19 protein-coding genes are annotated in these 24,879 nt (G+C 66.2%); 16 read left to right on the forward strand and 3 right to left on the reverse strand.

All coding sequences use genetic code 11. From position 1 onward, the window contains the following. Nucleotides 1-52: 52 nt before the first annotated feature. The 6 genes from ABE464_RS03460 to zipA all read left to right on the forward strand — a co-directional run bounded on the left by ABE464_RS03460 (nt 53) and on the right by zipA (nt 7,108). Nucleotides 53-391: an iron-sulfur cluster assembly accessory protein gene (locus ABE464_RS03460; RefSeq protein ID WP_346470753.1), complete on the forward strand. Its 339-nt coding sequence runs from the start codon at nt 53-55 to the stop codon at nt 389-391. A 168-nt stretch (nt 392-559) separates the two neighbouring features. Continuing rightward, nucleotides 560-997, forward strand: coding sequence for a 30S ribosomal protein S6 (gene rpsF, locus ABE464_RS03465; protein WP_346470754.1), 438 nt, complete (start codon nt 560-562; stop codon nt 995-997). 11 nt (nt 998-1,008) lie between these two features. Beyond that, nucleotides 1,009-1,239 carry a 30S ribosomal protein S18 gene (rpsR, locus tag ABE464_RS03470; RefSeq protein ID WP_002804494.1) on the forward strand — a complete coding sequence of 77 codons (231 nt, stop codon included), beginning with the start codon at nt 1,009-1,011 and terminating at the stop codon, nt 1,237-1,239. A gap of 156 nt (nt 1,240-1,395) precedes the next feature. After that, complete coding sequence (rplI, locus tag ABE464_RS03475; protein WP_123729653.1) at nt 1,396-1,848, forward strand: 50S ribosomal protein L9; 453 nt, start codon at nt 1,396-1,398, stop codon at nt 1,846-1,848. Between the two features lie 971 nt (nt 1,849-2,819). Beyond that, nucleotides 2,820-6,323, forward strand: a complete 3,504-nt coding sequence (smc, locus tag ABE464_RS03480) for a chromosome segregation protein SMC (protein ID WP_346470755.1) — start codon at nt 2,820-2,822, stop codon at nt 6,321-6,323. 47 nt (nt 6,324-6,370) lie between these two features. Further along, a complete protein-coding gene (gene zipA, locus ABE464_RS03485; RefSeq protein WP_346470756.1) occupies nt 6,371-7,108 on the forward strand; it encodes a cell division protein ZipA in 738 nt (245 codons plus the stop codon). Nucleotides 7,109-7,126: 18 nt separating this feature from the next. Here the strand turns inward: zipA and ABE464_RS03490 are convergent, their stop codons facing one another. After that, nucleotides 7,127-8,248, reverse strand: a complete 1,122-nt coding sequence (locus ABE464_RS03490; protein WP_346470757.1) for a pyridoxal phosphate-dependent aminotransferase — start codon at nt 8,246-8,248, stop codon at nt 7,127-7,129. A 127-nt stretch (nt 8,249-8,375) separates the two neighbouring features. Here ABE464_RS03490 and ligA point away from each other — a divergent pair, with 127 nt between their 5' ends. From ligA to ABE464_RS03530, 8 genes are all read left to right on the forward strand, one after another. After that, nucleotides 8,376-10,838 carry an NAD-dependent DNA ligase LigA gene (gene ligA / locus ABE464_RS03495; protein ID WP_346470758.1) on the forward strand — a complete coding sequence of 821 codons (2,463 nt, stop codon included), beginning with the start codon at nt 8,376-8,378 and terminating at the stop codon, nt 10,836-10,838. A gap of 14 nt (nt 10,839-10,852) precedes the next feature. Further along, a complete protein-coding gene (locus tag ABE464_RS03500) occupies nt 10,853-11,338 on the forward strand; it encodes a GNAT family N-acetyltransferase (protein WP_346470759.1) in 486 nt (161 codons plus the stop codon). Further along, the gene (gene epmA, locus ABE464_RS03505) at nt 11,335-12,279 is read left to right on the forward strand and encodes an EF-P lysine aminoacylase EpmA (protein ID WP_346470760.1); all 945 of its coding nucleotides are present in this window, start codon (nt 11,335-11,337) and stop codon (nt 12,277-12,279) included. Before ABE464_RS03500 ends, epmA begins: the two co-directional genes overlap by 4 nt. A gap of 110 nt (nt 12,280-12,389) precedes the next feature. Continuing rightward, a complete protein-coding gene (locus ABE464_RS03510) occupies nt 12,390-13,112 on the forward strand; it encodes a DUF3011 domain-containing protein (RefSeq protein ID WP_346470761.1) in 723 nt (240 codons plus the stop codon). Nucleotides 13,113-13,155: 43 nt separating this feature from the next. Beyond that, nucleotides 13,156-14,217, forward strand: a complete 1,062-nt coding sequence (mtnA, locus tag ABE464_RS03515; RefSeq protein WP_346470762.1) for an S-methyl-5-thioribose-1-phosphate isomerase — start codon at nt 13,156-13,158, stop codon at nt 14,215-14,217. A gap of 217 nt (nt 14,218-14,434) precedes the next feature. Continuing rightward, nucleotides 14,435-17,134, forward strand: coding sequence for a DNA gyrase subunit A (gyrA, locus tag ABE464_RS03520; RefSeq protein ID WP_346470763.1), 2,700 nt, complete (start codon nt 14,435-14,437; stop codon nt 17,132-17,134). Nucleotides 17,135-17,280: 146 nt separating this feature from the next. After that, the gene (locus tag ABE464_RS03525; protein WP_346470764.1) at nt 17,281-19,773 is read left to right on the forward strand and encodes a membrane-bound PQQ-dependent dehydrogenase, glucose/quinate/shikimate family; all 2,493 of its coding nucleotides are present in this window, start codon (nt 17,281-17,283) and stop codon (nt 19,771-19,773) included. A 156-nt stretch (nt 19,774-19,929) separates the two neighbouring features. Then, nucleotides 19,930-20,379 carry a transposase gene (locus ABE464_RS03530; RefSeq protein WP_346470765.1) on the forward strand — a complete coding sequence of 150 codons (450 nt, stop codon included), beginning with the start codon at nt 19,930-19,932 and terminating at the stop codon, nt 20,377-20,379. Between the two features lies 1 nt (nt 20,380). Here the strand turns inward: ABE464_RS03530 and ABE464_RS03535 are convergent, their stop codons facing one another. After that, entirely contained in the window at nt 20,381-20,773 is a 393-nt protein-coding gene (locus ABE464_RS03535; protein ID WP_346470766.1) for a DUF3037 domain-containing protein, read from the reverse strand. Beyond that, entirely contained in the window at nt 20,751-21,527 is a 777-nt protein-coding gene (locus ABE464_RS03540) for a HipA family kinase (RefSeq protein ID WP_346470767.1), read from the reverse strand. Before ABE464_RS03540 ends, ABE464_RS03535 begins: the two co-directional genes overlap by 23 nt. 271 nt (nt 21,528-21,798) lie before the next feature. Between ABE464_RS03540 and ABE464_RS03545 the strand changes: the two genes are divergently transcribed. Together ABE464_RS03545 and ABE464_RS03550 are read left to right on the forward strand one after the other, a co-directional pair. Beyond that, nucleotides 21,799-24,207, forward strand: a complete 2,409-nt coding sequence (locus ABE464_RS03545) for a prolyl oligopeptidase family serine peptidase (RefSeq protein ID WP_346471118.1) — start codon at nt 21,799-21,801, stop codon at nt 24,205-24,207. A 135-nt stretch (nt 24,208-24,342) separates the two neighbouring features. Further along, nucleotides 24,343-24,789 carry a hypothetical protein gene (locus tag ABE464_RS03550; protein ID WP_346470768.1) on the forward strand — a complete coding sequence of 149 codons (447 nt, stop codon included), beginning with the start codon at nt 24,343-24,345 and terminating at the stop codon, nt 24,787-24,789. The last annotated feature ends 90 nt before the right edge of the window (nt 24,790-24,879 follow it).

The following is a 24,879-nucleotide window of genomic DNA, read 5'->3' on the forward strand; positions in this document are numbered from 1 at the left end:
CGGGCCGCGCCATACCCTCTATAATGATCACGATCCGCTGGAGTTGCCTGTCATGGCCGTAAGCCTTACCCCTGTTGCCTTTGCCCGTGTGCGCAAGTTCGTCGAGCAGACCCCCGGCGCGCTGGGCCTGCGTTTCGGCGTGACCCGCACCGGCTGTTCCGGCTGGGGCCACATCACCGATCTGGCCCGCGATGAGCGCGAGGGCGACACCGTCTTCGAGCAGGATGGGGTCCGCATCTATGTGGATGCCACCAGCCTGGACCTGGTCGACGGCACCGAAATCGACTTCGGCAAGCACGGCCTGAGCGAGACCTTCACATTCAGGAACCCGAACGCGACCGCTGAATGCGGCTGCGGCGAGAGCTTCACCACCGAGGCCGACAAGGCCTGATTGGCCCGCGCGCCGGGCCTGCTCCGCCTGCCCGGCTTGCCTGTAACCCCTTCTGCTGCCACAATGCGCGGCTTCCTGCCTGATTCCGGGCAGGACCCTTGCCCCACCGCGTTCACCTGCGGGGGGCTGTCCGGCCCTCAAAGGGCCACATCCGAAAGGTAAAAACACATGAGTCGTCATTACGAAGTCGTGTTCCTGGTCCACCCGGATCAGAGCGAACAGGTCCCGGCCATGATCGAGCGCTACAAGGCGCTGGTCGAGAACGGCAACGGCACCATCCACCGTCTGGAAGATTGGGGCCGTCGTCAGCTGGCTTACCCGATCCAGAACCTGGTCAAGGCCCACTACGTCATGCTCAACATCGAGTGCGACCAGGCCGTGCTGAGCGAGCTGGTGGAAAGCTTCCGCTTCAACGATGCCGTGCTGCGCAACCTTGTCATCAAGCGTGACGAGGCTGACACCGAGCAGTCGCTGATCATGAAGAGCAAGGACGAGAAGGGCGACAAGCCCGAGCGTGGCGAGCGTCGTCGTCGTGATGACGAAGAAGGCGAAACCACCCCCGCCGCTGACAACGATGCCGGCGAAGACGCCGCTTCGGCCGCTTAAGGAGCACTGACATGTCCAAGTTCTTCCGTCGTCGCAAGTTCTGCAAGTTCACGGCCGAAGGTGTCAAGGAGATCGATTACAAGGATCTCAACACCCTGCGCCAGTACCTCACCGAGAACGGCAAGATCGTGCCGAGCCGCGTGACCGGTACCAAGTCGAAGTACCAGCGCCAGCTGGCAACGGCCGTCAAGCGCGCCCGTTTCCTGGCCCTGATTCCGTACACCGACAACCACGACGTCTGATGAAGGCCGGCGGCCTATTGGTCGCCGCTTTCGCGGATCCGGCCGCCCGCGCTGCAAAGCGTCGGGCGGTTTCAAGGATTCGCCGTTCGGATATTCGGACAGCCATCCGCTGCGGGGCCTGAGCCTCGCTAACGAATACATATTTGGAGCTACACCATGAAGCTGATTCTTCTTCAGAAGGTCACCAACCTCGGCGGTCTGGGCGATCTGGTCGACGTGAAGCCGGGCTACGGCCGCAACTTCCTCGTCCCGACCGGCAAGGCCGTTCCGGCCACCGCAACCAACGTGGCTGAGTTCGAAGCCAAGCGCGCTGATTACGAAGCCAAGGCCCAGTCGATCCACGCTGATGCCGAAGCCCGCAAGGCGAAGCTGGAAGGCAAGAGCGTCACGATCGCTGCGAACGCTTCGACCGAAGGCAAGCTGTACGGTTCGGTTGGCCCGCGCGATATCGCTGAAGCCTTCACCGCTGCCGGCCTGCCGCTGGAAAAGAGCGAAGTGATCCTGGGCGAAGGCGCTTTCCGCAACGTGGGCGAGTACGAGGTGACTGTTCACCTGCACGCCGACGTGGAAACCACCGTCAAGGTGGTTGTGGAAGCCGAAAAGGCCTGATCCCTGCCGAAAGGCAGGAGTCACTGAAACGGGTGCCCGCGAGGGCGCCCGTTTTTGTTTTTGGCGGCTGCGACTGTGAACGGCAACGGCTTGGCGCGTTGATGACATCGGTAGGAGGGCGCCGGGTAGCCTGGGCCGGGACCCGCCGTAAACCCGTCCATGGGGGCTCGAAATGCGCCATCCATGGCGCATTACGGTCCCGGCCCAGGCTACCCGACACCCTCCAGCCAAGGGTCCGGTCCGGGCGGTGGGAAGAGCTGGCTTCCGCTGGCTGTGGCGGGTGGTGCCCCAGTCGGCATGCTCCGGGTCCAGATCCCCAGGTAAAGGCACGCCATGCGTGGATGCTCTTGCTCTCCGTACTGCTTCAGCTGCGCATGGCTCGGCTTTGCCCTGTTTTAATGCGCCGGCGAGGGCGGGCAGGTCAGGTTGGGTCGGGTCGGGTCGGGCCAAGCGAAGTTAAGCCAAGCCAAGCCAAGGCAATTCAAGGCAGGCCAAGGCAAGGCAAGTCAACGCCAGCACGCCTTGGCTCTTCGCCCGCACACCAGCCACGTGTCTACGGGATGGCGTGGGTGGGGTGGCGGGACCGTAATGCGCCATGGATGGCGCATTTCGAGCCCCCATGGGTGAGAGCGCATTGCTTGCGAGGCATTGCCTCGCATGCGTTCGAACGCACAGCCGCCAGCGGCTGGGCCGGACCGCGGAGCGGGGTTCACGGCGGGTCCCGTGGCCCCACCCACGCCGTCCCGCCACGCACCAACCTGAAATGCCGCTTCTGCCTTGGCTCCAGCTCCAGCTAAGCCCAACATCCACACCCGCAGCCCGCTGAACACCCGCCCCGTTATACTCAGGCTATCGCGTCGCCCCCGGGACCATTGAAACCCTGCAACATCAATGGCTTGAAGGGTAAATCCGCTCCGTAATCCACCATGGTGGGGGTCGTTTCAGACCTTCGCCCGGAAAACCATCACGCCATGCGTCTGTCCACGATCAAGCTGTCCGGATTCAAATCCTTCGTCGATCCGACCACGCTGCACCTGCCGACCAACATGACCGGCGTGGTGGGCCCCAATGGCTGTGGCAAATCGAACATCATCGACGCCGTGCGCTGGGTCATGGGCGAAAGCTCCGCCAGCCGCCTGCGCGGCGACTCGCTGACCGACGTCATCTTCTCCGGCTCCTCCGCCCGCAAGCCTGTCTCGCAGGCCACCGTCGAACTGATCTTCGACAATACCGACCACACCATCTCCGGCGAGTACGCCTCGTTCAACGAGATCTCGGTCAAGCGCACTGTCAGCCGCGACGGCAGCAGCAACTATTACCTCAACGGCACCAAGTGCCGCCGCCGCGACATTACCGATCTGTTCCTCGGCACCGGGCTGGGGCCGCGCAGCTACTCGATCATCGAGCAGGGCATGATCAGCAAGATCATCGAGGCCCGGCCTGAAGATCTGCGCGTGTATCTGGAAGAGGCCGCCGGCATCTCCAAGTACAAGGAGCGGCGCAAGGAAACCGAAACCCGCATCCGCCATACCCGCGAAAACCTGGATCGTCTGGGTGACCTGCGCGAGGAAATCGGCAAGCAGCTCGAACACCTCAAGCGCCAGGCGCGGCAGGCCGAGCAGTACCAGGCGCTGCAGGAAGAGCGCAAGATCAAGGACGCCGAATGGAAGGCGCTGGAATACCGCGGCCTGGATGGGCGCCTGGGCGGCCTGCGAGAAGCGTTGTCGCGGGAGGAAACGCGTCTGCAGCAGCTGATCGCCGAACAGCGTGACGCCGAAGCCCATATCGAAACCAGCCGCCTGCGCCGCGAAGAAGCCTCCGATGCGCTCAACACCGCGCAGGCCGAGGTGTACCAGGTCGGCAGCACGCTGGCCCGGCTGGAACAGCAGATCCATCACCAGCGCGAAATGTCGCAGCGCTTGAACAAGGCGCGCGATGAAGCACAGCAGGCGCTGGCCGATCTGGGTCAACACATCAGTGGCGATGAGGCCAAGCTGATGGTGCTGCGCGAGGCGGTCGATGACGCCGAGCCGCGCCTGGAGCAGCTGCAGGAAGAGAACGAAATCAAACAGGAAGCCCTGCGCGATGCCGAGGCGCGTCTGGCCGATTGGCAGCAGCGCTGGGAAGCGCATACCCGCAATACCTCTGAAGCCTCGCGCGCCGGTGAAGTCGAGCGCACGCGTGTGGACTATCTGGATCGCCAGGTGTTGGAAGCCGACCGCCGCCGCGAGTCGCTGCAGGCCGAGCGCGCCGGTCTCGATCTGGACGCACTGGCCGAGGTGTTCGAGGAGCTGCATATCCAGCACGAGACCCAGAAGGCCTCGCTGGATACGCTCAACGAGCAGGTGGAGGAACGCAAACTTGCCGTGGCCGGGCTGCAGGATCGCCAGCGCACCGGGCAGACCGAGCTGGCCGAGATCCGCAAGCAGGCCCAGGCCGCACGTGGCCGCCTGTCCTCACTGGAAACCCTGCAGCAGGCCGCGCTGGGCCAGGAGCAGGGCGCGGCGGTGGCGTGGCTGAAGGCGCGGGGGCTGGATTCCGGCGCGCGCGTCGGCGAGCGCCTGACCGTGGAAAGTGGCTGGGAAAATGCGGTGGAAAGCGCGCTTGGTCAGCTGATCGAAGGTGTGCTGGTCGATTCCCCGGAATCACTGGTCGATGCGCTGGGCGAACTTGGCGAAGGCCGCATTGCGCTGGTGTCGGCCGAACAGGAGACGCTGACCGTTGCGCCGACGTCGCTGGCGGCGAAGGTGCAGGGCCCGACCGCGATCCGTCGCCTGCTGGCGCGCCTGCATGCAGCCGAAGATCTTGAGTCGGCGCGTGCACTGCAGGCCACGCTGGGTGACGGCGACTCGGTGATCACCCGTGGTGGCGAGCGGCTGGGCGAGGGCTGGGTGCGCGTGTCGCGCTCCGGTGCAGCCAAGCAGGGCGCGCTGCTGCGGGAGCGCGAGATCGTTACCCTGCGCGAGCAGATTGAAACGCTGCAGGACCGCGAAGCCGCACTGGAACAACAGCTGGCCGGGTTCCGTGACCAGTTGCTGGCGGGTGAGCAGCAGCGCGAAGACGCACAGCGCCGGTTGTACCTGGCCCATCGCAGCGTGTCTGAACTCGGTGGTCAGCTGCAAAGCCAGCAGGGCAAGGTGGAAGCCGCACGCACCCGCATCGATCGCATCGAAGGCGAACTGGTGCAGCTGCTGGAAACGCTGGATGCCGGTCGCGAGCAGGTGCGTGAAGCACGCTCACGCCTGGATGATGCGGTGACCAGCATGGGGGATCTGGAATCGGTCCGCGCCGCGCTGGAAGGCGAGCGCCGCCAGTTAACCGATGCCCGTGATCAGGCCCGCGATCAGGCCCGCAATGTACGTGAAGCGGCGCACTCGCTCGCGCTGACCCTGGAATCGCAACGCGCGCAGATCGCCTCGCTGAGCCAGGCGCTGGAGCGCATGAGCACTCAGCGAGGACAGTTGGACACACGTCTGGGTGAGCTGCACTCGCAGCTGGATGAAGGTGATTCGCCGGTCAAGGCGCTGGAAGCCGAGCATCAGAACGCGCTCGGTGAGCGGGTGCGCGCCGACCGCGTGTTGGGTGAGGCGCGCACGTTGCTGGATGGCATCGATGCCGAGTTGCGCACTTTCGAGCAGACCCGCCACCAGCGCGACGAACAGGCGCTTGCGCAGCGCGAGCGGATTTCCCAGCGCAAGCTCGATCAGCAGGCGCTGGTGCTCAGCGCCGACCAGCTGTCGGCCTCGGTGGAAAAGGCCGGTTTCGTGCTGCAGGACGTGATCAACGGCCTGCCCGAGGATGCGCGCATCACCGATTGGGAACAGACGGTCCATCAGATCGACGGCCGCATGCGTCGCCTGGAGCCGGTGAACCTGGCCGCCATCCAGGAATATGGCGAGGCCTCGCAGCGCTCGGAGTATCTGGACGCGCAGAACACCGACCTCACCACCGCGCTGGAAACGCTCGAAGATGCGATCCGCAAGATCGACCGCGAGACCCGCGGCCGCTTCAAGGACACCTTCGATCGCGTCAATGCCGGCGTGCAGCAGCTGTATCCGCGTCTGTTCGGTGGTGGCCACGCGTATCTGGAATTGACAGGTGAAGACCTGCTCGACACCGGTGTTGCGATCATGGCGCGGCCGCCGGGCAAGCGGGTGTCGAGCATCTCGCTGCTGTCCGGTGGCGAGAAGGCGATGACTGCGGTGGCGCTGGTGTTTGCGATCTTCCAGCTCAACCCGGCGCCGTTCTGCCTGCTGGACGAGGTGGACGCGCCGCTGGACGAAGCCAACGTCGGCCGCCTGGCCAACATGGTCAAGGAAATGAGCGAGAAGGTTCAGTTCCTGTTTGTGAGCCACAACAAGGCCACGATGGAGGCAGCACACCAGCTTTCCGGCGTGACCATGCGCGAACCGGGCGTCAGCCGACTGGTCAGTGTCGACCTGGAGGAAGCCGCACGATTGGCGGGCGCGGCGTGACGTGCCATCCTTAAGTACCTGAATGATTTAGCCGGAGAACCTCCCGAATGTCCGACATGGCACTGCTCCGCATCGGCATCCTGGCCGCCGGCCTGCTGTTGATCGCTGCGATCTTCCTGTTTGGCCGTCCGAAAAAGAAAGTGCAGGGCCGCCGCGTCGAAGGTGCTGAAGGCACCAACGGCCAGCGCCGTGAGCCCGTGCTGGGTGAAGGCGAAGCCCCGGGCGAGGGCGCTGCGCCCGTCGTCGGCGAAGATGGCGTGACCCAGCCCGAACTCGGCCTGCCCGAGGTGGATGCTGGCCCGGCCAGTGACCTTGGCAAGCGCACCACCCAGGATTTCGACAAGATCGTCTCGCTGTTCGTGGCCGCCCGTGCCGGTGAGCAGCTGCGTGGCGAAGACATCGTCGTCGCTGCGGAAAAGACCGGCCTGGTGTTCGGCCACATGAATGTCTTCCATCGTCTGGTCGAAGGCCACCCCGAGCGCGGCCCGATCTTCTCGATGGCCAGCATCATGAAGCCGGGTAGTTTCGACATGGCCAACATCCGCGAGATGGAAACGCCGGCGATCGCCTTCTTCCTGACCCTGCCGGCACCGCTGACCGCACTGGATGCCTGGGAAAAGATGCTGCCGACCGTGCAGCGCATGGGCGAGCTGCTCGATGGCGTGGTGCTCGATGACAGCCGCAATGCCCTGGGCCGCCAGCGCATCGCGCACATCCGCGACGAGCTGCGTGCCTACGACCGCCAGCACCAGGCTCCGCCGCTGACGAAAGCGCCGCGCTGGTGAACCCAGCGAGGGTCGGCTCTACCCGTTCCCGCTGACCACCGCCTCGAACGCCTCACGGAACCGCGCCATCTCAGCCGCGGTCCCGACGGTAACGCGCACCCGTTGCGGCCAGATCGGCCAGCTGCGGCCGATCATCACGCCGCGCGCGGCCATGGCGGCGGAGAAGGCGGTGCCGTCACGCTGCACATCGACCACGAAGCAGTTCGCTTCCGATGGCACGCACGCAAAGCCGCGCTTGCCCAGCCACGCAACGGTGTCCTGCCGAACCAGCGCATTTTCCGCCCTGCGCTGCGCGATCAGCCCGGGATCACGCAGGCTCGCCAGGCCTGCCGCCATCGCCGTGACCGGTAGGGGGTTGTCGCCGAGGCTGGCCAGTTCCTTCAGCCGATCCGGATGCGCGGCCGCCACACCCAGGCGCAGTCCGGCCATGCCATAGAGCTTGGAGAAGGTGCGCAGCACGATCACATCGTCGCGTTGCATCACCTGGGCGATCACCGAGCGCTGCCCGCTGTACTGCAGGTAGGCTTCATCGACCAGCACCCGGGTCTGCGCGGGCTTGTTGGCCAGCAGCCAGGCGATGTCGGTGGCGGACGTGATCGAGCCGGTGGGATTGTTGGGGTTGCAGAGATACAGCAGCCCGGCGTTGACCCGCACGGCGGCAGCGGCCATTGCGCGCACGTCGTGCGCACCGTCCGCACGCAAGGGCACCTTGGCTACGGTGGCCCCGCGCGCAGCAGCAAGATCGCCCAGCGCTTCGAAGGTGGGGTCAGCGACGACCAGCCCGGCTGTCGCCGAGGTCCATACGACGGCCGCCCGGTTCAGCGGTTCGCTCGAACCGGGGTAGAACCGCACGTGATCCTTGCCGATGCCTTCCTGCTGGGCAAACAGGTCGCGCAGCTCGCCGGCCAGAGCGAACAGATAACGCCCGCTGCCGGCGACGATGTCGCGTGCCGCGGTCTGCGCGGCGGGCGACGGCCCATACGGGCATTCGTTGAAGTTCAGCAGCACCGGCCCGGTGCTGGCCGGGAGCACGCGCGACGGCGCAGCCGATGCAGGCAGCACGCCCAGGCCGGACAACGCCAGGCCGGTACCGGCCAGTTGCAGGAACGAGCGACGGGAAGCGGCAAGGGCAGGGGTCACGGTGCACCGGCAGAGAGGGGTTTCGGCGCAACCTAACGCTACTGCGAATCGGCGGCAAGCGTTCTTCACTGCGCGCAGGAGCGGGGGGAGGGGTAAAATTGACTGCCCCACCTGGATCGCCTTCCGCATGACCCCCAGCCCCGCCGCACGTGCCGATGTCCTGCGCCGCCAGATCGAGGATGCCGGCAAGGCATACCACGAGCGTGACGAGCAGCTGATTCCCGACGTCGAGTACGACCTGCTGGTGCGGGAGCTGGAGGCGATCGAACAGGCGCACCCGGCGCTGGCCGCGGCCGACTCGCCCACCCGGCAGGTGGGCGGCAAGGCCTCCTCGCGCTTCGCCGAGGTCCGCCACGCGGTGCCGATGCTGTCGCTGGGCAACGCCTTCAGCGATGAGGAGGTCCAGGATTTCGTGCGTCGCATCGGCGAGCGCCTGCGCCGCAGTACGCTGCATTTTTCCGCCGAACCCAAACTCGATGGCTTGGCGATCAGCCTGCGCTACGAGAATGGCCGCTTCGTGCAGGGCGCAACCCGGGGTGATGGCGCCACCGGTGAGGATGTCAGTGCCAATCTGCGCCAGATCAGTGTGATCCCGCAGACGCTCAAAGGCGAAGGCTGGCCCGCAGTGCTGGAAGTGCGTGGCGAGGTCTATATGGCCCGCGCCGATTTCGAGGCCTACAACGCCGATGCCCGCCTGCATGACGGCAAGGTGCTGGCCAATCCGCGCAACGCCGCGGCCGGCTCGCTGCGCCAGCTGGATCCGAAGATGAGCGCCAAGCGGAAGCTCAGTTTCTACGCCTATGGCATCGGCCAGGTCGACGGCGGTGAACTGCCGTCCACCCACTCGGCCACGCTCGCCCAGCTGCGTACATGGGGCTTCCCGGTCAGCGACCTGTGCCAGGTGGTGGAAGGTGCGGACGGGCTGCTCGCTTACTACCGTGATATCGGCGAGCGCCGCGATGGCCTGGCGTTCGATATCGACGGCGTGGTCTACAAGCTCGATGACCGCGCCGGCCAGGAGCAGATGGGCTTCGTTGCGCGCGCCCCGCGCTGGGCGATCGCGCACAAGTTCCCGGCGCAGGAACAGACCACCACGGTGGAGGCGATCGAGATCCAGATCGGCCGTACCGGTGCGGCGACCCCGGTAGCGCGTCTGGCGCCGGTCGCGGTGGCGGGTGTGATCGTCTCCAACGCGACGCTGCACAACGCCGATCAGATCGCGCGTCTGGATGTCCGCGTGGGCGATACCGTGATCGTGCGCCGCGCCGGCGATGTGATTCCGGAAGTGGTCAGCGTGATCGCCGACCGCCGCCCCGCCGGTACCACGCCGTGGCAGATGCCCTCGCAGTGCCCGGTGTGCGGCTCGGAGATCGTCCGCGAAGAGGGCGAGGCCGCGTGGCGCTGCTCGGGTGAGCTGAGCTGCCCGGCGCAGCGCAAGGAAGCCATCGCGCACTTCGCGTCGCGCCGTGCGATGGATATCGACGGCTTGGGTGGCAAATACATCGAGACGCTGGTCGATGCGGGCATCGTGCGTGGCGTGGCCGATCTGTATCGCCTGCAGCGCGACCAACTGCTGCAGCTCAAGCTGGTGCTGGATGCCGAGTCGCCCGAGGCCTTGGCCAGCCAGATCGGCCTGCACCTTCCGCCGGAAGGCAGTGGCGAATACCTGCGTGGCATTCTCAAACTGGATGGTACTGACGAGGCGTGGCGCGCACGGGCATTGGCGATGCCGGCGACGTTCGTCTGGAACACGAAGAAGATCGCGACCAAGTGGGCCGACAACCTGATCGCCGCGATCGACGCCAGCCGCACCACGACGCTGGAACGCCTGCTGTTCGCGCTGGGCATCGAACACGTAGGCGAGAGCACCGCCAAGGCCCTGGCAACCTGGTTCGGCGATCTGGAGCTGATCCGGCACCTGCCGTGGCCGCTGTTCAAGCGCGTGCCGGACATCGGCGGCGAAGTCGCACGCTCGCTCGGCCACTTCTTCGAGCAGGCCGGCAACCAGGAGGCGATCGATGCACTGCTGCAGGTCGGCCAGGTGCGCATCAGTGATGTGCATCCGCCGATCGCCAAGCTGCGCGAGGGCCTGGATTTCGCGCAGGTGCTGGTCGAAGCGGAAATCCCCGGCATCACCCGCCTGCGCGCCGAGAAGCTGGTGGCGATGCTGCCCGACGCTGCCTCGGTGCTGGATGCCGAGCCGGTGCGCTTCGTGGCCGCCGGTCTGCCCAACGAAGTGGCCATGGGCCTTGCCGACTGGCTGGACCGCGAAGGCCATGGCCCGATGCTGCTCAAGGCCGAGGACTACCGTCAGAAACTGCTGGCCTTGGCGCCGGAACAGGCCGAACAGGTTGCCGGTCCGCTGGAGGGGCAGACCGCTGTGCTGACCGGCACGCTGACGCAGATGAACCGTGACGAGGCCAAGGCGCGGCTGGAAGCGCTGGGGGCCAAGGTGGCCGGCAGTGTGTCCAGGAAGACGTCCTTCGTGGTCGCCGGTGCCGAGGCCGGTTCCAAGCTGACCAAGGCGCAGGAGCTGGGCGTGCCGGTCTGGGACGAAGACCAGCTCGTGGCCTTCCTCGCGAAGCATTGAACAAGAGAAACCGCATGCATACCGCCCTCCTCGATTTCCGCCTGGCCACCGTGGCCGACACCGAGCTGCTGATCGGGCTGATGCGTGATTTCTACGCGGAAGACAAACTCGATTTCGACGACACCCGCGTGCGCAGGGCCCTCGCGTCGCTGCTGGAAGATCCGCGCAACGGCGAAGTGCTGTTGTGGCTGGACGAGGCGGGTGCTGTGGTGGGTTACGGCGCGCTGGCGATGGGGTTCAGCCTGGAGCAGGGCGGCCACTTTGCGCTGCTGGACGAGCTCTACCTGAGCCATGCCGCACGCGGCCGCGGTCGCGGCAAGCAGGCGCTGGCCATTCTCGAGCAGCGTGCCAATGCGCGTGGCGTGGAGCGCATGCGGCTGGAAGTGAACCATCACAACGAACTGGCGCGCCGGCTGTACCTGGCCACCGGCTATGTGGATGACACCCGCGACCTGCTCACCCTGCCGTTGGCCCAGCGGTTGAAGGACGCGCGCGCATGATCGCCGCGCTGCGCCAGCGTGCCGCGCTCAACGCGCTGATCCGCAGCTTCTTCGCCGCGCGCGATGTGCTGGAGGTGGAAACGCCGATCCTCTCCGCGGCCGGCAACACCGAGCCGAACATCGACAGTTTCTACACCCGTTTCAGCGGGCACGTGGATGCAGGCACGCCGCAACGCTGGCTGCGTACCTCCCCGGAGTTTCCGCTCAAGCGGTTGCTCGCCGCCGGGGTGGGCGACTGTTACGAACTCGGCCGCGTGTTCCGCAATGGCGAAGCCGGTGGCCGCCACAACCCCGAGTTCACCATGCTGGAGTGGTATCGGGTCGGCTGGGATCACCACCGTTTGATCGACGAGACCGCCGAGCTGGTGCGCGTCGCGCTGCAGCTGGTCCAGCGCGAGGCCACCGTGGAAGTCATCGATTACCGCGGTCTCTACCAGCGGCACGTTGGGCTCGACCCGTTCGAGGTCAGCCTGGACCAGCTGCAGGCGCCGCTGGCCGACGTCCGCATCCATGCCGAGGGGCTCACCCGCGACGACTGGCTGGATCTACTGATGACCCACTGCATCCAGCCGCACTTCCGTGACGACACGATGACGGTGGTGCACGATTGGCCGGCCACCCAGGCGGCATTGGCGCGGATCCGTCCGGGCACGCCGCCACTGGCCGAGCGCTTCGAGCTGTACCTGGGCAGTGTGGAGCTCGCCAACGGCTATCACGAGCTGAACGATGCGGCTGAACAACGTGCGCGTTTCGAGCGCGATCATGCGATCCGCACCGCACGGGGCGACGTGCTGCCGCCGCTGGATGAACACCTGCTGGCGGCGCTTCCGGCACTGCCCGGTTGCGCAGGCGTCGCCGTCGGCGTTGACCGCCTGTTGATGGCGATGAACCGCACCGGCCGGATCGCCGATGTGCTGGCGTTCGATTTCGCCCGGGCGTGAGGTGCTGTTGACGCATTCGCGTCTTGCACGGGCTGCATGATGATGCTCTGATCACACGGGATGTCCGAAGGTGGTCGTGTGATCGTTCAGGCGTGGCGGGGATCGTGTTGATGAAGCTGTTGATGGGCGCGGGCATGCCCCTGTGGCCGGTATTGCTGTGGACTGCGCTGCTGCCTGACACGGCGCTGGCGCAGACGGGCGGCTATGCCGGCGAAGTCGTGCGCTGCGAATCGCGTGACATGGAATGGGTTCACTGCGATGTACCTACCGAACGCGGGGTCGATCTGATCCGCCAGCTGTCCGACAACAGCTGTGTGCGTGGCTCGGAGTGGGGTACCGATCGCTCCGGGGTGTGGGTCACCCTGGGGTGCCGCGCCGAGTTCCGCGCGCGCACGGCCGTCGCTGCCACCCGTGCCGATGGCGAACGCCGCACCCGCCGTGTGGTGCGCTGCGAATCCAATGGTCGCCCCCAGAGTTGTCCGGTGGTACTGCAGGGCGCGCCGGTCCGCCTGCTTCGCCAGCTCACCTCGCTGCCGTGCCGCGAAGGTCACAGCTGGGGCTATCGCCGCAACGAGATCTGGGTGACCCGTGGCTGCCAGGGCGAGTTTGAAGTGGGGGCCGCCGATGGCAGTGGCTTCCTCAACGTACCGCGCATCCTGGTCTGCGAGTCCAAGTCGCGCCAGCGCCGGTTCTGTGGTGCCGGGATCACCCACGGTGTCACGCTCAACAAGCAGCTGTCCGGCACGCCCTGCGAGCAGGGCAGCAGCTGGGGCTGGGACAGCCGTGGGGTCTGGGTGGACAAGGGCTGCCGCGCCGAATTCGCGGTCAACTGAGCGCCCGATTCCGCGTGCAACGGCGCGCCGTTACAATGGCCGGATGAACGCATCCACCGACATCGATTACGCCCGCTACGACCATATCCGCCCGATCCTGTGGACCGGCGAGAGCCTGCAGTTGCTCGACCAGCGCAAACTGCCGTTCATCGTCGAGCACGTGGAGTGCCGCAGCAGCGATGCGGTTGCCGAAGCGATCCATGCGCTGACCGTACGCGGCGCGCCGGCCATCGGCATTGCCGCTGCCTGGGGTGTGGTGCTGGCGGCCACTGAGGTCCAGGCCGACGACGGCGCGCAGGCGCTGCTGAAGCTCGAACCTGCCTTGCAGCGCCTCAACGCCTCGCGGCCGACCGCCGTCAACCTGGCATGGGCGCTGGCCCGCATGCGTCGCGCGCTGGCCCCGGCCGGGGCGGACTGGCGCCAGGTGCTGGCCGCCGAGGCACAGGCCATCGCCGAGGAAGACCTGGCCGCCAACCGTCACATGGGCGCGCTGGGCGCGGGTCTGATCGATGAGGGCAGTGGCGTGCTGACCCACTGCAATACCGGCTCGCTGGCCACCGCCGGGTTTGGTACCGCCCTGGGCGTGATCCGCGCCGGTATGGCCCAGCACCGCATCGCCCGTGTGTTTGCCGGTGAGACCCGCCCGTGGCTGCAGGGCGCGCGCCTGACCGTGTGGGAGCTGCAGCAGGACGGCATCGACGCCACCCTGATCGCCGATTCGGCCGCCTCGCACCTGATGAAGACCGGTGCGGTGCAGTGGGTCATCGTGGGTGCGGACCGGATCTGCGCCAACGGTGATACCGCCAACAAGATCGGCACCTACCAGCTGGCCATCGCCGCCCGCCACCACGGCGTGAAGTTCATGGTGGTGGCGCCGTCCTCCACGGTGGACATGGACACCGCCGACGGCGAGCAGATCGAGATCGAGCAGCGCGACCCGGGCGAGCTGTATGGCGTGGGCGGCACCCGCACCGTGGCTGAGGGCATCGCCGCCTGGAACCCGGTGTTCGACGTCACCCCGGGCAGCCTGATCGACGCCATCGTGACCGAGCGCGGGGTGATCCTGAACCCGACGGTGGCCACTATGCAGGCCGCCTTCGGCTGAGGCCTGCTGCGGCGCGCGCCACGACCAACGGTCGTGGCCTGCCCGAGCGCCCGCCAACGCCCCCGTAAGTTCCTGATTCTTGCCGGTAAAACCCCCGTAAAAGCGGGCGGAAAATGGCCCGCTGTGGTAGAATCCAACGGTTAATCGAGATTCCGGCGCAACCGCCCCGAAAGGGCGGTCGTGACGGACTGGACCGCTACCAGACAACGGAACCCGAATGGCAGAAACCGCCAAGGAAATCATCCAGGTCAACCTGGAAGACGAGATGCGCAAGAGTTACCTCGATTACGCGATGAGCGTGATCGTGGGGCGCGCACTCCCGGATGCGCGCGATGGCCTCAAGCCGGTGCATCGCCGCGTGCTGTTCGCGATGAGTGAGCTCAACGCGCACGCCAACAAGCCTTACTTCAAGTCGGCGCGTATCGTCGGTGACGTCATCGGTAAGTACCACCCGCATGGCGATCAGTCGGTGTACGACACGCTGGTGCGTCTGGCGCAGCCGTTCTCGCTGCGTTACATGCTGGTCGATGGCCAGGGTAACTTCGGTTCGGTCGACGGCGACTCCGCCGCCGCGATGCGATACACCGAAGCCCGCATGTCCAAGCTCACCCATGAGCTGATGGCGGACATCGAGAAGGAAACGGTCGATTTCCAGCCCAACTACGACGAGAAGGAACTCGAGCCGACGGTCATGCCGACCCGGTTCCCGAACCTGCTGGTCAATGGTTCGGCCGGTATCGCGGTGGGCATGGCGACCAACATCCCGCCGCACAACCTGACCGAATCGATCAATGCCTGCATCGCGCTGATCGACAATCCCGAGATCGACGTCGACGGCCTGATGGAGTTCATCCCGGGCCCGGACTTCCCGACCGCGGGCATCATCAACGGCACCGCCGGCATCGTGGCCGGGTACCGGACCGGGCGTGGCCGTGTGCGCATCCGCGCCAAGGCCGAGGTTGAAGTGGCTGACAACGGCCGCGAATCGATCATCGTCACCGAGATTCCGTACCAGGTGAACAAGGCCCGGTTGATCGAGAAGATCGCCGAGCTGGTCAAGGAAAAGAAGCTCGAAGGCATCAGCGAACTGCGCGATGAGTCCGACAAGGACGGCATGCGCATCTTCATCGAGATCAAGCGCGGCGAGTCGGCGGAAGTTGTGTTGAACAACCTCTACCAGCAGACCCAGATGGAGTCGGTGTTCGGCATCAACATGGTGGCGCTGGTCGATGGCCGCCCGCAGTTGATGAACCTCAAGCAGATGCTCGAGGCCTTCGTGCGCCACCGCCGCGAAGTGGTCACCCGCCGCACCGTGTTCGAGCTGCGCAAGGCGCGTGCGCGTGCGCACGTGCTGGAAGGCCTGACCGTCGCGCTGGCCAACATCGACGAGATGATCGAACTGATCAAGACCTCGCCGAACCCCACCGAAGCGCGCGAACGCATGCTCGCCCGCCTGTGGGAGCCGGGCCTGGTCGGCTCGATGCTGGGCGCCGCCGGTGCCGAAGCCTCGCGTCCGGATGATCTGCCCAAGGGTGTGGGCCTGCTCGAGGGCGGCTACCAGCTGACCGAGATCCAGGCGACGCAGATCCTGGAAATGCGCCTGCACCGCCTGACCGGGCTGGAGCAGGACCGCCTGACCGACGAGTACAAGCAGCTGCTGGAAGTGATCGCCGGGCTGATCGAAATCCTGGAAGATCCGGATCGTCTGCTGCAGGTCATCCGCGAAGAGCTGATCAACGTGCGCACCGAGTTCGGTGACGAACGCCGCACCGAGATCCGCCACAGCGAAGAAGACCTGGACATCCTCGACCTGATCGCCCCGGAAGACGTGGTGGTCACCCTGTCGCACGCCGGCTATGCCAAGCGCCAGCCGGTCAGTGCCTACCGGGCCCAGCGCCGCGGTGGCCGTGGCCGCAGCGCCGCGTCGACCAAGGAAGAGGATTTCATCGAACAGCTGTGGCTGGTCAACACGCACGACACGCTGCTGACCTTCACCAGCGCAGGCAAGGTGTTCTGGCTGCCGGTGCATCAGCTGCCGGAAGCCGGTTCCAACGCGCGTGGCCGCCCGATCATCAACTGGATTCCGCTGGAAACCGGTGAGCGGGTGCAGGCCGTGCTGCCGGTGCGCGAGTATGCCGAAGGCCAGTTCGTGTTCTTCGCGACCCGCAACGGTACCGTCAAGAAGACCCCGCTCAGCGAGTTCGCGTTCCGTCTGGCGCGCGGCAAGATCGCGATCAACCTCGATGAGGGTGATGCGCTGGTCGGCGTCGGCCTGACCGACGGTGAGCGCGACATCCTGCTGTTCGCCTCCAACGGCAAGACCGTGCGCTTCGGTGAGGACAAGGTCCGCTCGATGGGCCGTACCGCTACCGGCGTGCGCGGCATCAAGATGCCCAAGGGCGAGGAAGTGGTCAGTCTGATCGTCGCCGAAAGTGCTGGCGGCAGTGAAGACGAGAACGAGGATGAGAGCCAGGTCGACGAGACCGTGATCGACAGCGGCGATGCCGTGATCGAGAACGGGGCTGACGACGACAACGCGCTGTACATCCTGACCGCGACCGAGAACGGCTACGGCAAGCGCACGCCGCTGCCGGATTACCCGCGCAAGGGCCGTGGCACGCAGGGTGTGATCGGCATCCAGACCACCGAGCGCAACGGCAAGCTGGTGCGTGCGGTGCTGATGGGGCCGCGCGACGAAGTGCTGCTGATTTCCGATGGTGGCACCCTGGTGCGCACCCGTGGTTCGGAGATCTCGCGCGTCGGCCGCAACACCCAGGGCGTGACCCTGATCCGTCTGTCCAAGGAAGAGAAGCTCCAGGCGGTTGAACGCATGGATGCCTCGCTGGACGAGGGTGTGGAAGAGGAAACATCGGCGGCTGTCGAAGCCAGCCCGGTGGTGGCACCGCCGGAGGCATAAGCCCACCCAGCAGGAGTCACGCGAAGAACGCCGGCGCAAGCCGGCGTTTTTCGTCGCAAAGAACGCGCAACGTTCACGACGCCGGTGGGATAAGGGCCGCGGGGCCGGCCGCAACGTCGGCGATCTTCGCGTTTCAGGAGAGACCGATGTCCACCACGACGCAGATCTCCCGTCCCCGTCATGGGGGCGTGGCAGTGCTGGCGATTGTCATTGTGCTGCTGGGCGCTGTATTCACCGTCGGGGGTGCCTGGCTCGCCAGCCTCGGTGGTTCTTGGTACTACGTGCTGGCCGGTACCGGACTGCTGATCTCGGGGGTCCAGCTGTGGCGCGGCCGCTACAGTGGCGCAGTGTGGTTCGCGCTGGTGTTCGTCGGTACGCTGCTGTGGACGTGGTGGGAATCGGGCAGCAACTACTGGCGCTGGGTACCGCGCCTGGGCCTGATCGTGGCCATCGGCTTCGTGCTGTCACTGCTGTTGCCGACGCTGGACCGCCCCATCTCGCGCAAGGTCTCGCGCGGCATCGCCGGCGTGCTGGCGCTGGTGTTCGTCGCCGCCTTCACCTTGGCGTTCGTGCCGCACGGCGTTACCACCGCCGAGGGCGCATTCCCCGAGCCGATGACCAGCACCGGCCTGGCCCCGACCGCCGATGCGCCGCTGCAGCCGGCCGATCGTCCGGTGGATGGCGATTGGGCCGCCTATGGCCGCAACAACGCGGCCACGCGGTTCTCGCCGCTGCAGCAGATCACCCCGGACAATGTGGGCACGCTGGAACAGGCCTGGCTGTTCCGGACCGGTGATCTGCCGGACAAGCGCTGGGGCGCGGAAACCACGCCGCTGAAAGTCGGCGACAGCCTGTACCTGTGCACCGCGCGCAACCAGCTGGTGGCGCTCAATGCCGCTGACGGTACCGAGCGCTGGCGCTACGACCCCAAGGTCAAGGACACCTCCATTCCATACACCGCGGCCTGCCGTGGGGTCTCCTATTACGAAGTACCCGCTACCGCCCAGGACACCGAGCTGAACGATGTCGCGGCCGATCTTGCCGTCCCCAGTGGCGTGCCGGTGCTGACCCAGGTGCCGCGTGGGGCCTGCGCTGCCCGGATCATCGAAGGCACCCTGGATGGCCGCCTGATCGCGGTCGATGCCGCGACCGGCAAGCCGTGCCTCGGCTTCGGCAACAATGGCCAGGTCGACATCACCGTCGGCATGGGCGACAGTCCGGCCGGGTATGTCTCCATCACCTCGCCGCCGGCGATCGTGCAGGGCGTGATCGTGACCGGCCACCAGGTGCTGGATGGCCAGCGTCGCGATGCCCCCTCCGGCGTGATCCAGGCCTACGATGCCGTCACCGGCAAGCTGCGCTGGGCATGGGACATGGTCCGCCCCGATCGCAATGGTGCACCGCCGGCGGGTGAGACCTATACCCGCGGCACCCCGAACATGTGGACCACCGCGACCGGTGACGACGAACTCGGCCTGGTCTACCTGCCGATGGGCAACTCGGCCGGCGATTACTGGAGTGGTTCGCGCACCGAGAACGAAAACACGTACGCGACCTCATTGGTCGCCATTGACGTCAATACCGGTAAGCCGGCCTGGCACTTCCAGGCGGTGCGCAAGGATGTCTGGGATTACGACATGGGCTCGCAGGCGACGCTGATCGACTACCCGACCGCCGCCGGCAAGGTCCCGGCGCTGCTGCTGCCCACCAAGCAGGGCGACATGTACATCCTCGACCGCCGCACCGGCAAACTGCTGACCCCGGCCGAGGAACGCAAGGTGCCCACCGGTGGCGTCGAGCCGGAACAGCGGTCGCCGACCCAGCTGTTCTCGCTGTATCACACGCTGCGCAAGCCGGACCTCACGGAGCGCGATATGTGGGGCATGACCCCGATCGATCAGCTGGTGTGCCGCATCCAGTTCCGCAAGGCCAGCTACGAAGGCTTCTACACGCCGCCGACGGCGGACCGTCATTCCATCGAATACCCCGGTTACAACGGCGGTTCGGACTGGGGCAGCGTCGCGGTTGATCCGCGCCGCGGCGTGATCGTGGCCAACTACAACGACATGCCCAACTACAACCGGCTGGTGCCGCGCGAGAAGGCGGACAAGCTGGGCTGGCTGCCGCGCGAGGACGTCAAAGCGGACAAGGGCGGCGCGGAAGGCGCGGGGGATCCGCAGGTGGGCACGCCGTATGCCATCGACGTCAACGCGGGCTGGCGCCTGCCGTTCACCAAGCTGCTGTGCAAGGAGCCGCCCTACGGCGGTATCCGTGCAGTGGACCTGCGCACCGGCAAGACGCTGTGGGACCGCCCGTTCGGCAGTGCGCGCGGCAACGGCCCGTTCGGCATCCGCTCCGGCCTGCCGATCGAGATCGGCACGCCGAACAACGGCGGCTCGGTGGTCACCGCCAGTGGCCTGATCTTCATTGCGGCGGCGACCGACGATCTGCTGCGCGCGATCGATCTGAAAACCGGCAAGGAACTCTGGCATGCAAAGCTGCCAGCCGGCGGCCAGGCCAACCCGATGATCTATGCATTTGGCGGGCGCCAGTACGTGGTCATCATGGCCGGTGGCCACCACTTCATGGAAACCCCGGCGGGCGATTACGTGATTGCCTACGCGCTGCCGAAGGGGTGAGGGGCGGGCGGCGAACCGCGCTGCGGGTTGCCATTGTGGCTGCGCTGCGTCGTGCCCGGTTCGGTCACGCGACTACAGTGCTCCACGCAAAATTCTGACAAGCGGGCGTGTTTTCTCCCGCTTAAGTGAGGTGGCATCCACTGCCATGATGGGCGGATGCCTAGTTCATCTGTTTCAGACGGGCGATGTTCGCTGCAAAACGCCTGCTACGTCGTCACCGCCGTCACTACCGATCATTCCCCTCTTTTCACTCAGCATGCCAATGCGCAGGATGTCGTGCGCTGGTTGCGCGCCTCGGATGCTGAAAAACGCACGGAGTCGCTGGCTTGGGTCGTCATGCCCGATTGCGTGCACTGGCTGTTCCGCCTGCGCAGCACGCGCCTCTCATCCGTGGTGAGCTCGCTCAAATCGCGTTCGGCCCAGGCACTCAAGCAGCGCAATGCTGCCTGTGGCCGGGTCTGGCAGCGGGGCTACTACGACCAGCTCCAGCGCGACGAGCGTCAACTGCTGGCGCGCGCCACCGACATCCTGTCCAACCCGATACGTGCCGGGTTGGCCCACGGGCTGCATGGTTATCCGTTCGCGTGGTGCCGCTGGCCGGTGTGAGCTACGCCGGTACCCGCACCATTTTCCGCATCAGATGCTCCACCACACCGGCCGGTTCGGCCGTACGCCCCACGTGCGTGCTCGACATCTGCACCACCGAGCTGCGCTTGGCGGTGAGGAAATGGAAGCGTGCACGCGCCGGCAACTGCGCGATCGGTCCTGCGTTCGCGTCACCGCGGCAGATCGCCACGATGGCATCCAGCCATGGCTGCAGGCCTTCGATGTCCAATGATGGCGCGAAGGCACGCAGGCGCTCCAGATCCAGTTCGATCGCCGCTTCCAGGTGCTTTGCACCCGGGCAGGACACGATCACCCCGACGTTGATGAACTCCTCGCGTTCGACGCGGGGCACCACGCGGATCACCGCATAATCATACGTGTGCAGTGTGGGCACGGACGGCCTCCTGGACAAAGGCGGCGCGGACGCGAAGGCGGTGTTGCAGATAATCGATATAGGCCTGGCGGTAGGCAGTCGGGCTGTCGAAGGCGGGTTCGTCCACCAGCCAGCTGTCCGGCACCAGGCCGACGATGCGCTCGATTTCCGCATCGGGCAGCATCACCGCCAGCCCGGCATCGACCTCGGCAATCAGCGTGGCGAACGGCAGCAGCACGTGATCGCGGATCAGCACGAACGGCTTGGTGCAGGCCTCGCCGGCACTGGCCCAATCGTGATGGAAATACATCGCCGCACCATGGTCGATCAGGTACAGCTCGCGGTGCCACACCATCAGGTTGGGATTGCGCGCGGTCCGGTCTACGTTGCTGGTGAACGCATCGAACCACACGATCTTGGAGGCGAGCTCGGCGTCGGGCTGCATCGCCGCCGGGTCGTAGTTGATCGCGCCGGGCAGGTAATCGCTGCCCAGGTTCAGGCCTTCGCTGGCGCGTATGAGGTCCTGAATTTCCGGATCCGGTTCGGTGCGGGCGAACTCGCGGTCCAGCTCGACGAACAGGATCTCTGGAATCGGCAAGCCGAGCGTCCGGGCGATTTCGCCTGCGATCAGTTCGGCGATCAGGGCCTTGGGCCCTTGGCCGGCGCCGCGGAACTTGAGCACCACCATGCCATCGTCGTCGGTCTCAACGACGGCGGGCAGGGAGCCGCCTTCGCGCAGCGGGGTGACATAACGGAGGGCGTGCACGGTTCGCACAGCGGCACCCGGAAGCAATGGAACGACAAGGGTACCGCACCGCGATACCGGTCTCGATGGCCGCCCGCGGCAGGCTTTGCCGGATCAGGTGAAAAGCCGCCGGCCATTTCTTCTGGCCCATCTTCGGGAAGGACGGCAGTGCTAGATTCGAGCCGTGCCGACCGACGACCCTGCCGTGCCGGCTCCCACCATATCCAAGGGGACACGCATGCTTGCTCGTACGTTCTGGTCCACGGCGTTCACCGTGACAGCCTTCGCCACGCTGGGCACGATGCCCGCCCATGCCAGTGGCTACGCCACACCACCGGAACACCTGCTCAAGGTGCTCAAGGCACCGCCGCCGCCGACACCCAGTGTCGACCCGACCGGCCAGCGCCTGCTGCTGACTACCACGCAGACCTATCCCTCGATCACCCGCGTGGCCCAGCCGTACCTGAAGCTGGCCGGTGTGCGCCTGGAGCCGAAGAACCGCAGCCGCCATGACACCCCCGGTGGCTACGGTATTCCTCCGTGCGTGGGCGACTTCACCGTGGTGGAGACCACCACCGGCCGCTCGACCAAGGTGGCGCTGCCCAACGGGTGCGCCGGCATGGCGCAGTGGTCGGCCGACGGCCAGCGCTTCGCGTTCCAGAATGTGGTCGATGACAGCGTGCAGCTGTGGGTCGGCGATGCGGTCACCGGCCAGGTCCGCCAGGTCCCCAACGTCGCGCTGAACCCGATCTTCGGCAGCACCGTCCAGTGGCTCGGCGGCAGCCAGCAGCTGCTGGTCAAGCTGGTGCCTGCAAAGCAAGGTCCGGCGCCGAGCGCAGAGGGTGCGATCGGCCCGGACATCCAGGAGTCGCTGGGGACTGCGGGCGAGAGCAGCACCTATGAGGCCCGCGATACGCTGACCAGTGCCTACGATGAAGCGCTGTTCGCCTATTACGGCCAATCGCAGCTGGCGGTGGTGGATACCGCCTCCAACACGGTGCGCACCGTCGGTGCCCCGGCGCTGTTGGACAGCATCGGTGCCGCGCCGGATGGCGTGCATGTGCTTACCAGGACGCTCAAGGCGCCGTTCTCACATGCGGTGACCTACCAGCGTTTCGCCAATGACGTGGCGGTGCTGGATCTCGCGAGCGGCCGCAGCACGCCGATTGCCAGCCTGCCGCTGGCCGACAGAGTACCGGTGCACGGCGTGCCGGAGGGCCCACGCGATTTCGATTGGCGCGCCACCGATCCAGCCACGCTGGTCTACGCCGAGGCGCTGGACAAGGGCGACTGGAAAGTCACCGTCCCGCACCGCGACCGCGTGCTGATGCTCAAGGCTCCGTACACCGCCAAGCCGACCGAGATCGCCCGCACCGCGCAGCGCTTCGAAGGCCTTGCCTGGACCGCGCAGCCAGACGTTGCCTTCCTCGATGAGAACGACGAGAACCGCCACTGGCGCCAGACCCGCATCGTCAACGTGGACAAGCCGAAGCACGAAGGTCGCCTGCTGTGGGATCTGTCCAGCGACGAACTGTACGAAGACCCGGGCAATTTCGTTTACCAGCGCCTGCCCAACGGCGCCTACGTGGTGCGCCAGGAAGGCAACACGGTCTTCCTGCGCGGGCAGGGCGCTTCGCCGCAGGGCGATCGGCCCTTCCTGGATGCGCTCAACCTCCGCAGCCTGGAAACGGAGCGCCTGTTCCGCAGCAATGCTGATGCCTACGAGCAGTTCATCGGCTTCAGTGCGATCCCGGGCCATCTCCTGACGTGGCACCAGTCGGTGACCGATGCGCCCAATGCATTCGTGCGCCTGCTGGGCGAGCGGGTCTCTGCGGCCCCACAGGGCGAGGCACAGTTCGCGTCCAAGCCGGATGCACTGACCCATCTGGTGGACCCGACCCCGGAAGTGCGTCAGATCAAGAAGCGCCTGGTCACCTACACGCGCGCCGACGGCGTGGATCTGTCGTTCACCCTGTACACGCCGCCGGGGTACAAGGAAGGTCAGCGCGTGCCGGCGATCCTGTACGCGTACCCGGCCGATTTTGCCAACGCGGCGCAGGCGGGGCAGGTGTCCGGTTCGCAGCAGACCTTCACCCGCCTGGCACCGTACCGGCTGATGCTGCTCGCCGGTTACGCGATCATCGACAACGCCTCGTTCCCGATCGTCGGCGACCCGAAAACCGCCTACAACACGTATCTGGAACAGCTTGAAGCCGATGCCAAGGCCGCGGTGGACAAGGCCGTGGACCTGGGCGTGGTCGATCGCAACCGGATCGGTGTCACCGGGCACAGCCATGGTGGTCTGATGACCGCCAACCTGATCGCGCATACCGACCTGTTCAAGGCCGGCGTCGCCACCAGCGGCTCGTACAACAAGACCTTCACCCCGTTCGGGTTCCAGAACGAACGCCGCTCGGTGTGGCAGGCACAGGACGTGTACCTGAAGGCCTCGCCGTTCTTCTACGCCGACAAGATCAAGCTGCCGCTGCTGCTGGTCCACGGCGAGGATGACGCCAACCCGGGCACCGAGCCGTTCCAGTCGCGCAAGCTGTTCCAGGCGATCCGCGGCAATGGCGGCACGACCCGACTGGTGATGCTGCCGCACGAACCGCACTGGTATACCGCGCTGGAATCCAATGAGCAGCTGGTGTCGGAAATGCTGAGCTGGTTCGACACCTATGTGAAGAATGCGCCGCCGGCCAAGCACTGACGCGAGACACCGGTAGCGCCGCTGGTAGTCCGCTGCGCTTCGCATCAGACCCACGGCCGCCCTCAATGGGCGGCCGTTCTGCATTCCTGGGCGGGGGATGGAATTACACTCGGGTCAGACCACAAGGACGCAGGCATGGATATCCAGTCTTGGGGACCGGCGGGCAGCGGGATCGTCGGCGGCATTATCGCCACATGGCTCGTCGCGTACTGGGCGAGGGGATTGCAGACGCACTTCCGTGGCTGGTCCCGGGCCGCGTTGCGGCGCCGTAATCGCACCACGATCCGGGTCGCCAACGCCCTGTTCTTCGTGGGATTACTAGGGGGATTGGCCCTGTACCCGCTGGGCGGATTTGCCCACAACGATCACCGGCCGGCATTTCTCGGCTTCGGCCTCGCCTCGCTGTTGCCCCTGCTGGCATTGGTCGTCATTCCGTTCCTGACCGGCCGAAGCGTATGGGAAGCGTTCGTCGCCTTCGCGATCGGCCAAGGGGCGCCGGTATGGGCCACCTATCTGCCGCTGGCTGGCGGCCTGGTCTGCCTGGTCGTGGCACTGGTGGGCTTTCTTCCCATCGGCGCCTGAAACGCAGGCCCCCGGCCCGACGGGTGGACCTCGCCCGGCCCGGCAGGCAAAGTGCGCGTCAAGGAGATGCCGGGTATCGGGGAGCGAGGG

This window comes from Stenotrophomonas sp. TWI587, assembly GCF_039674145.1.
GTDB classification, from domain to species: Bacteria; Pseudomonadota; Gammaproteobacteria; order Xanthomonadales; family Xanthomonadaceae; genus Stenotrophomonas; species Stenotrophomonas maltophilia_AY.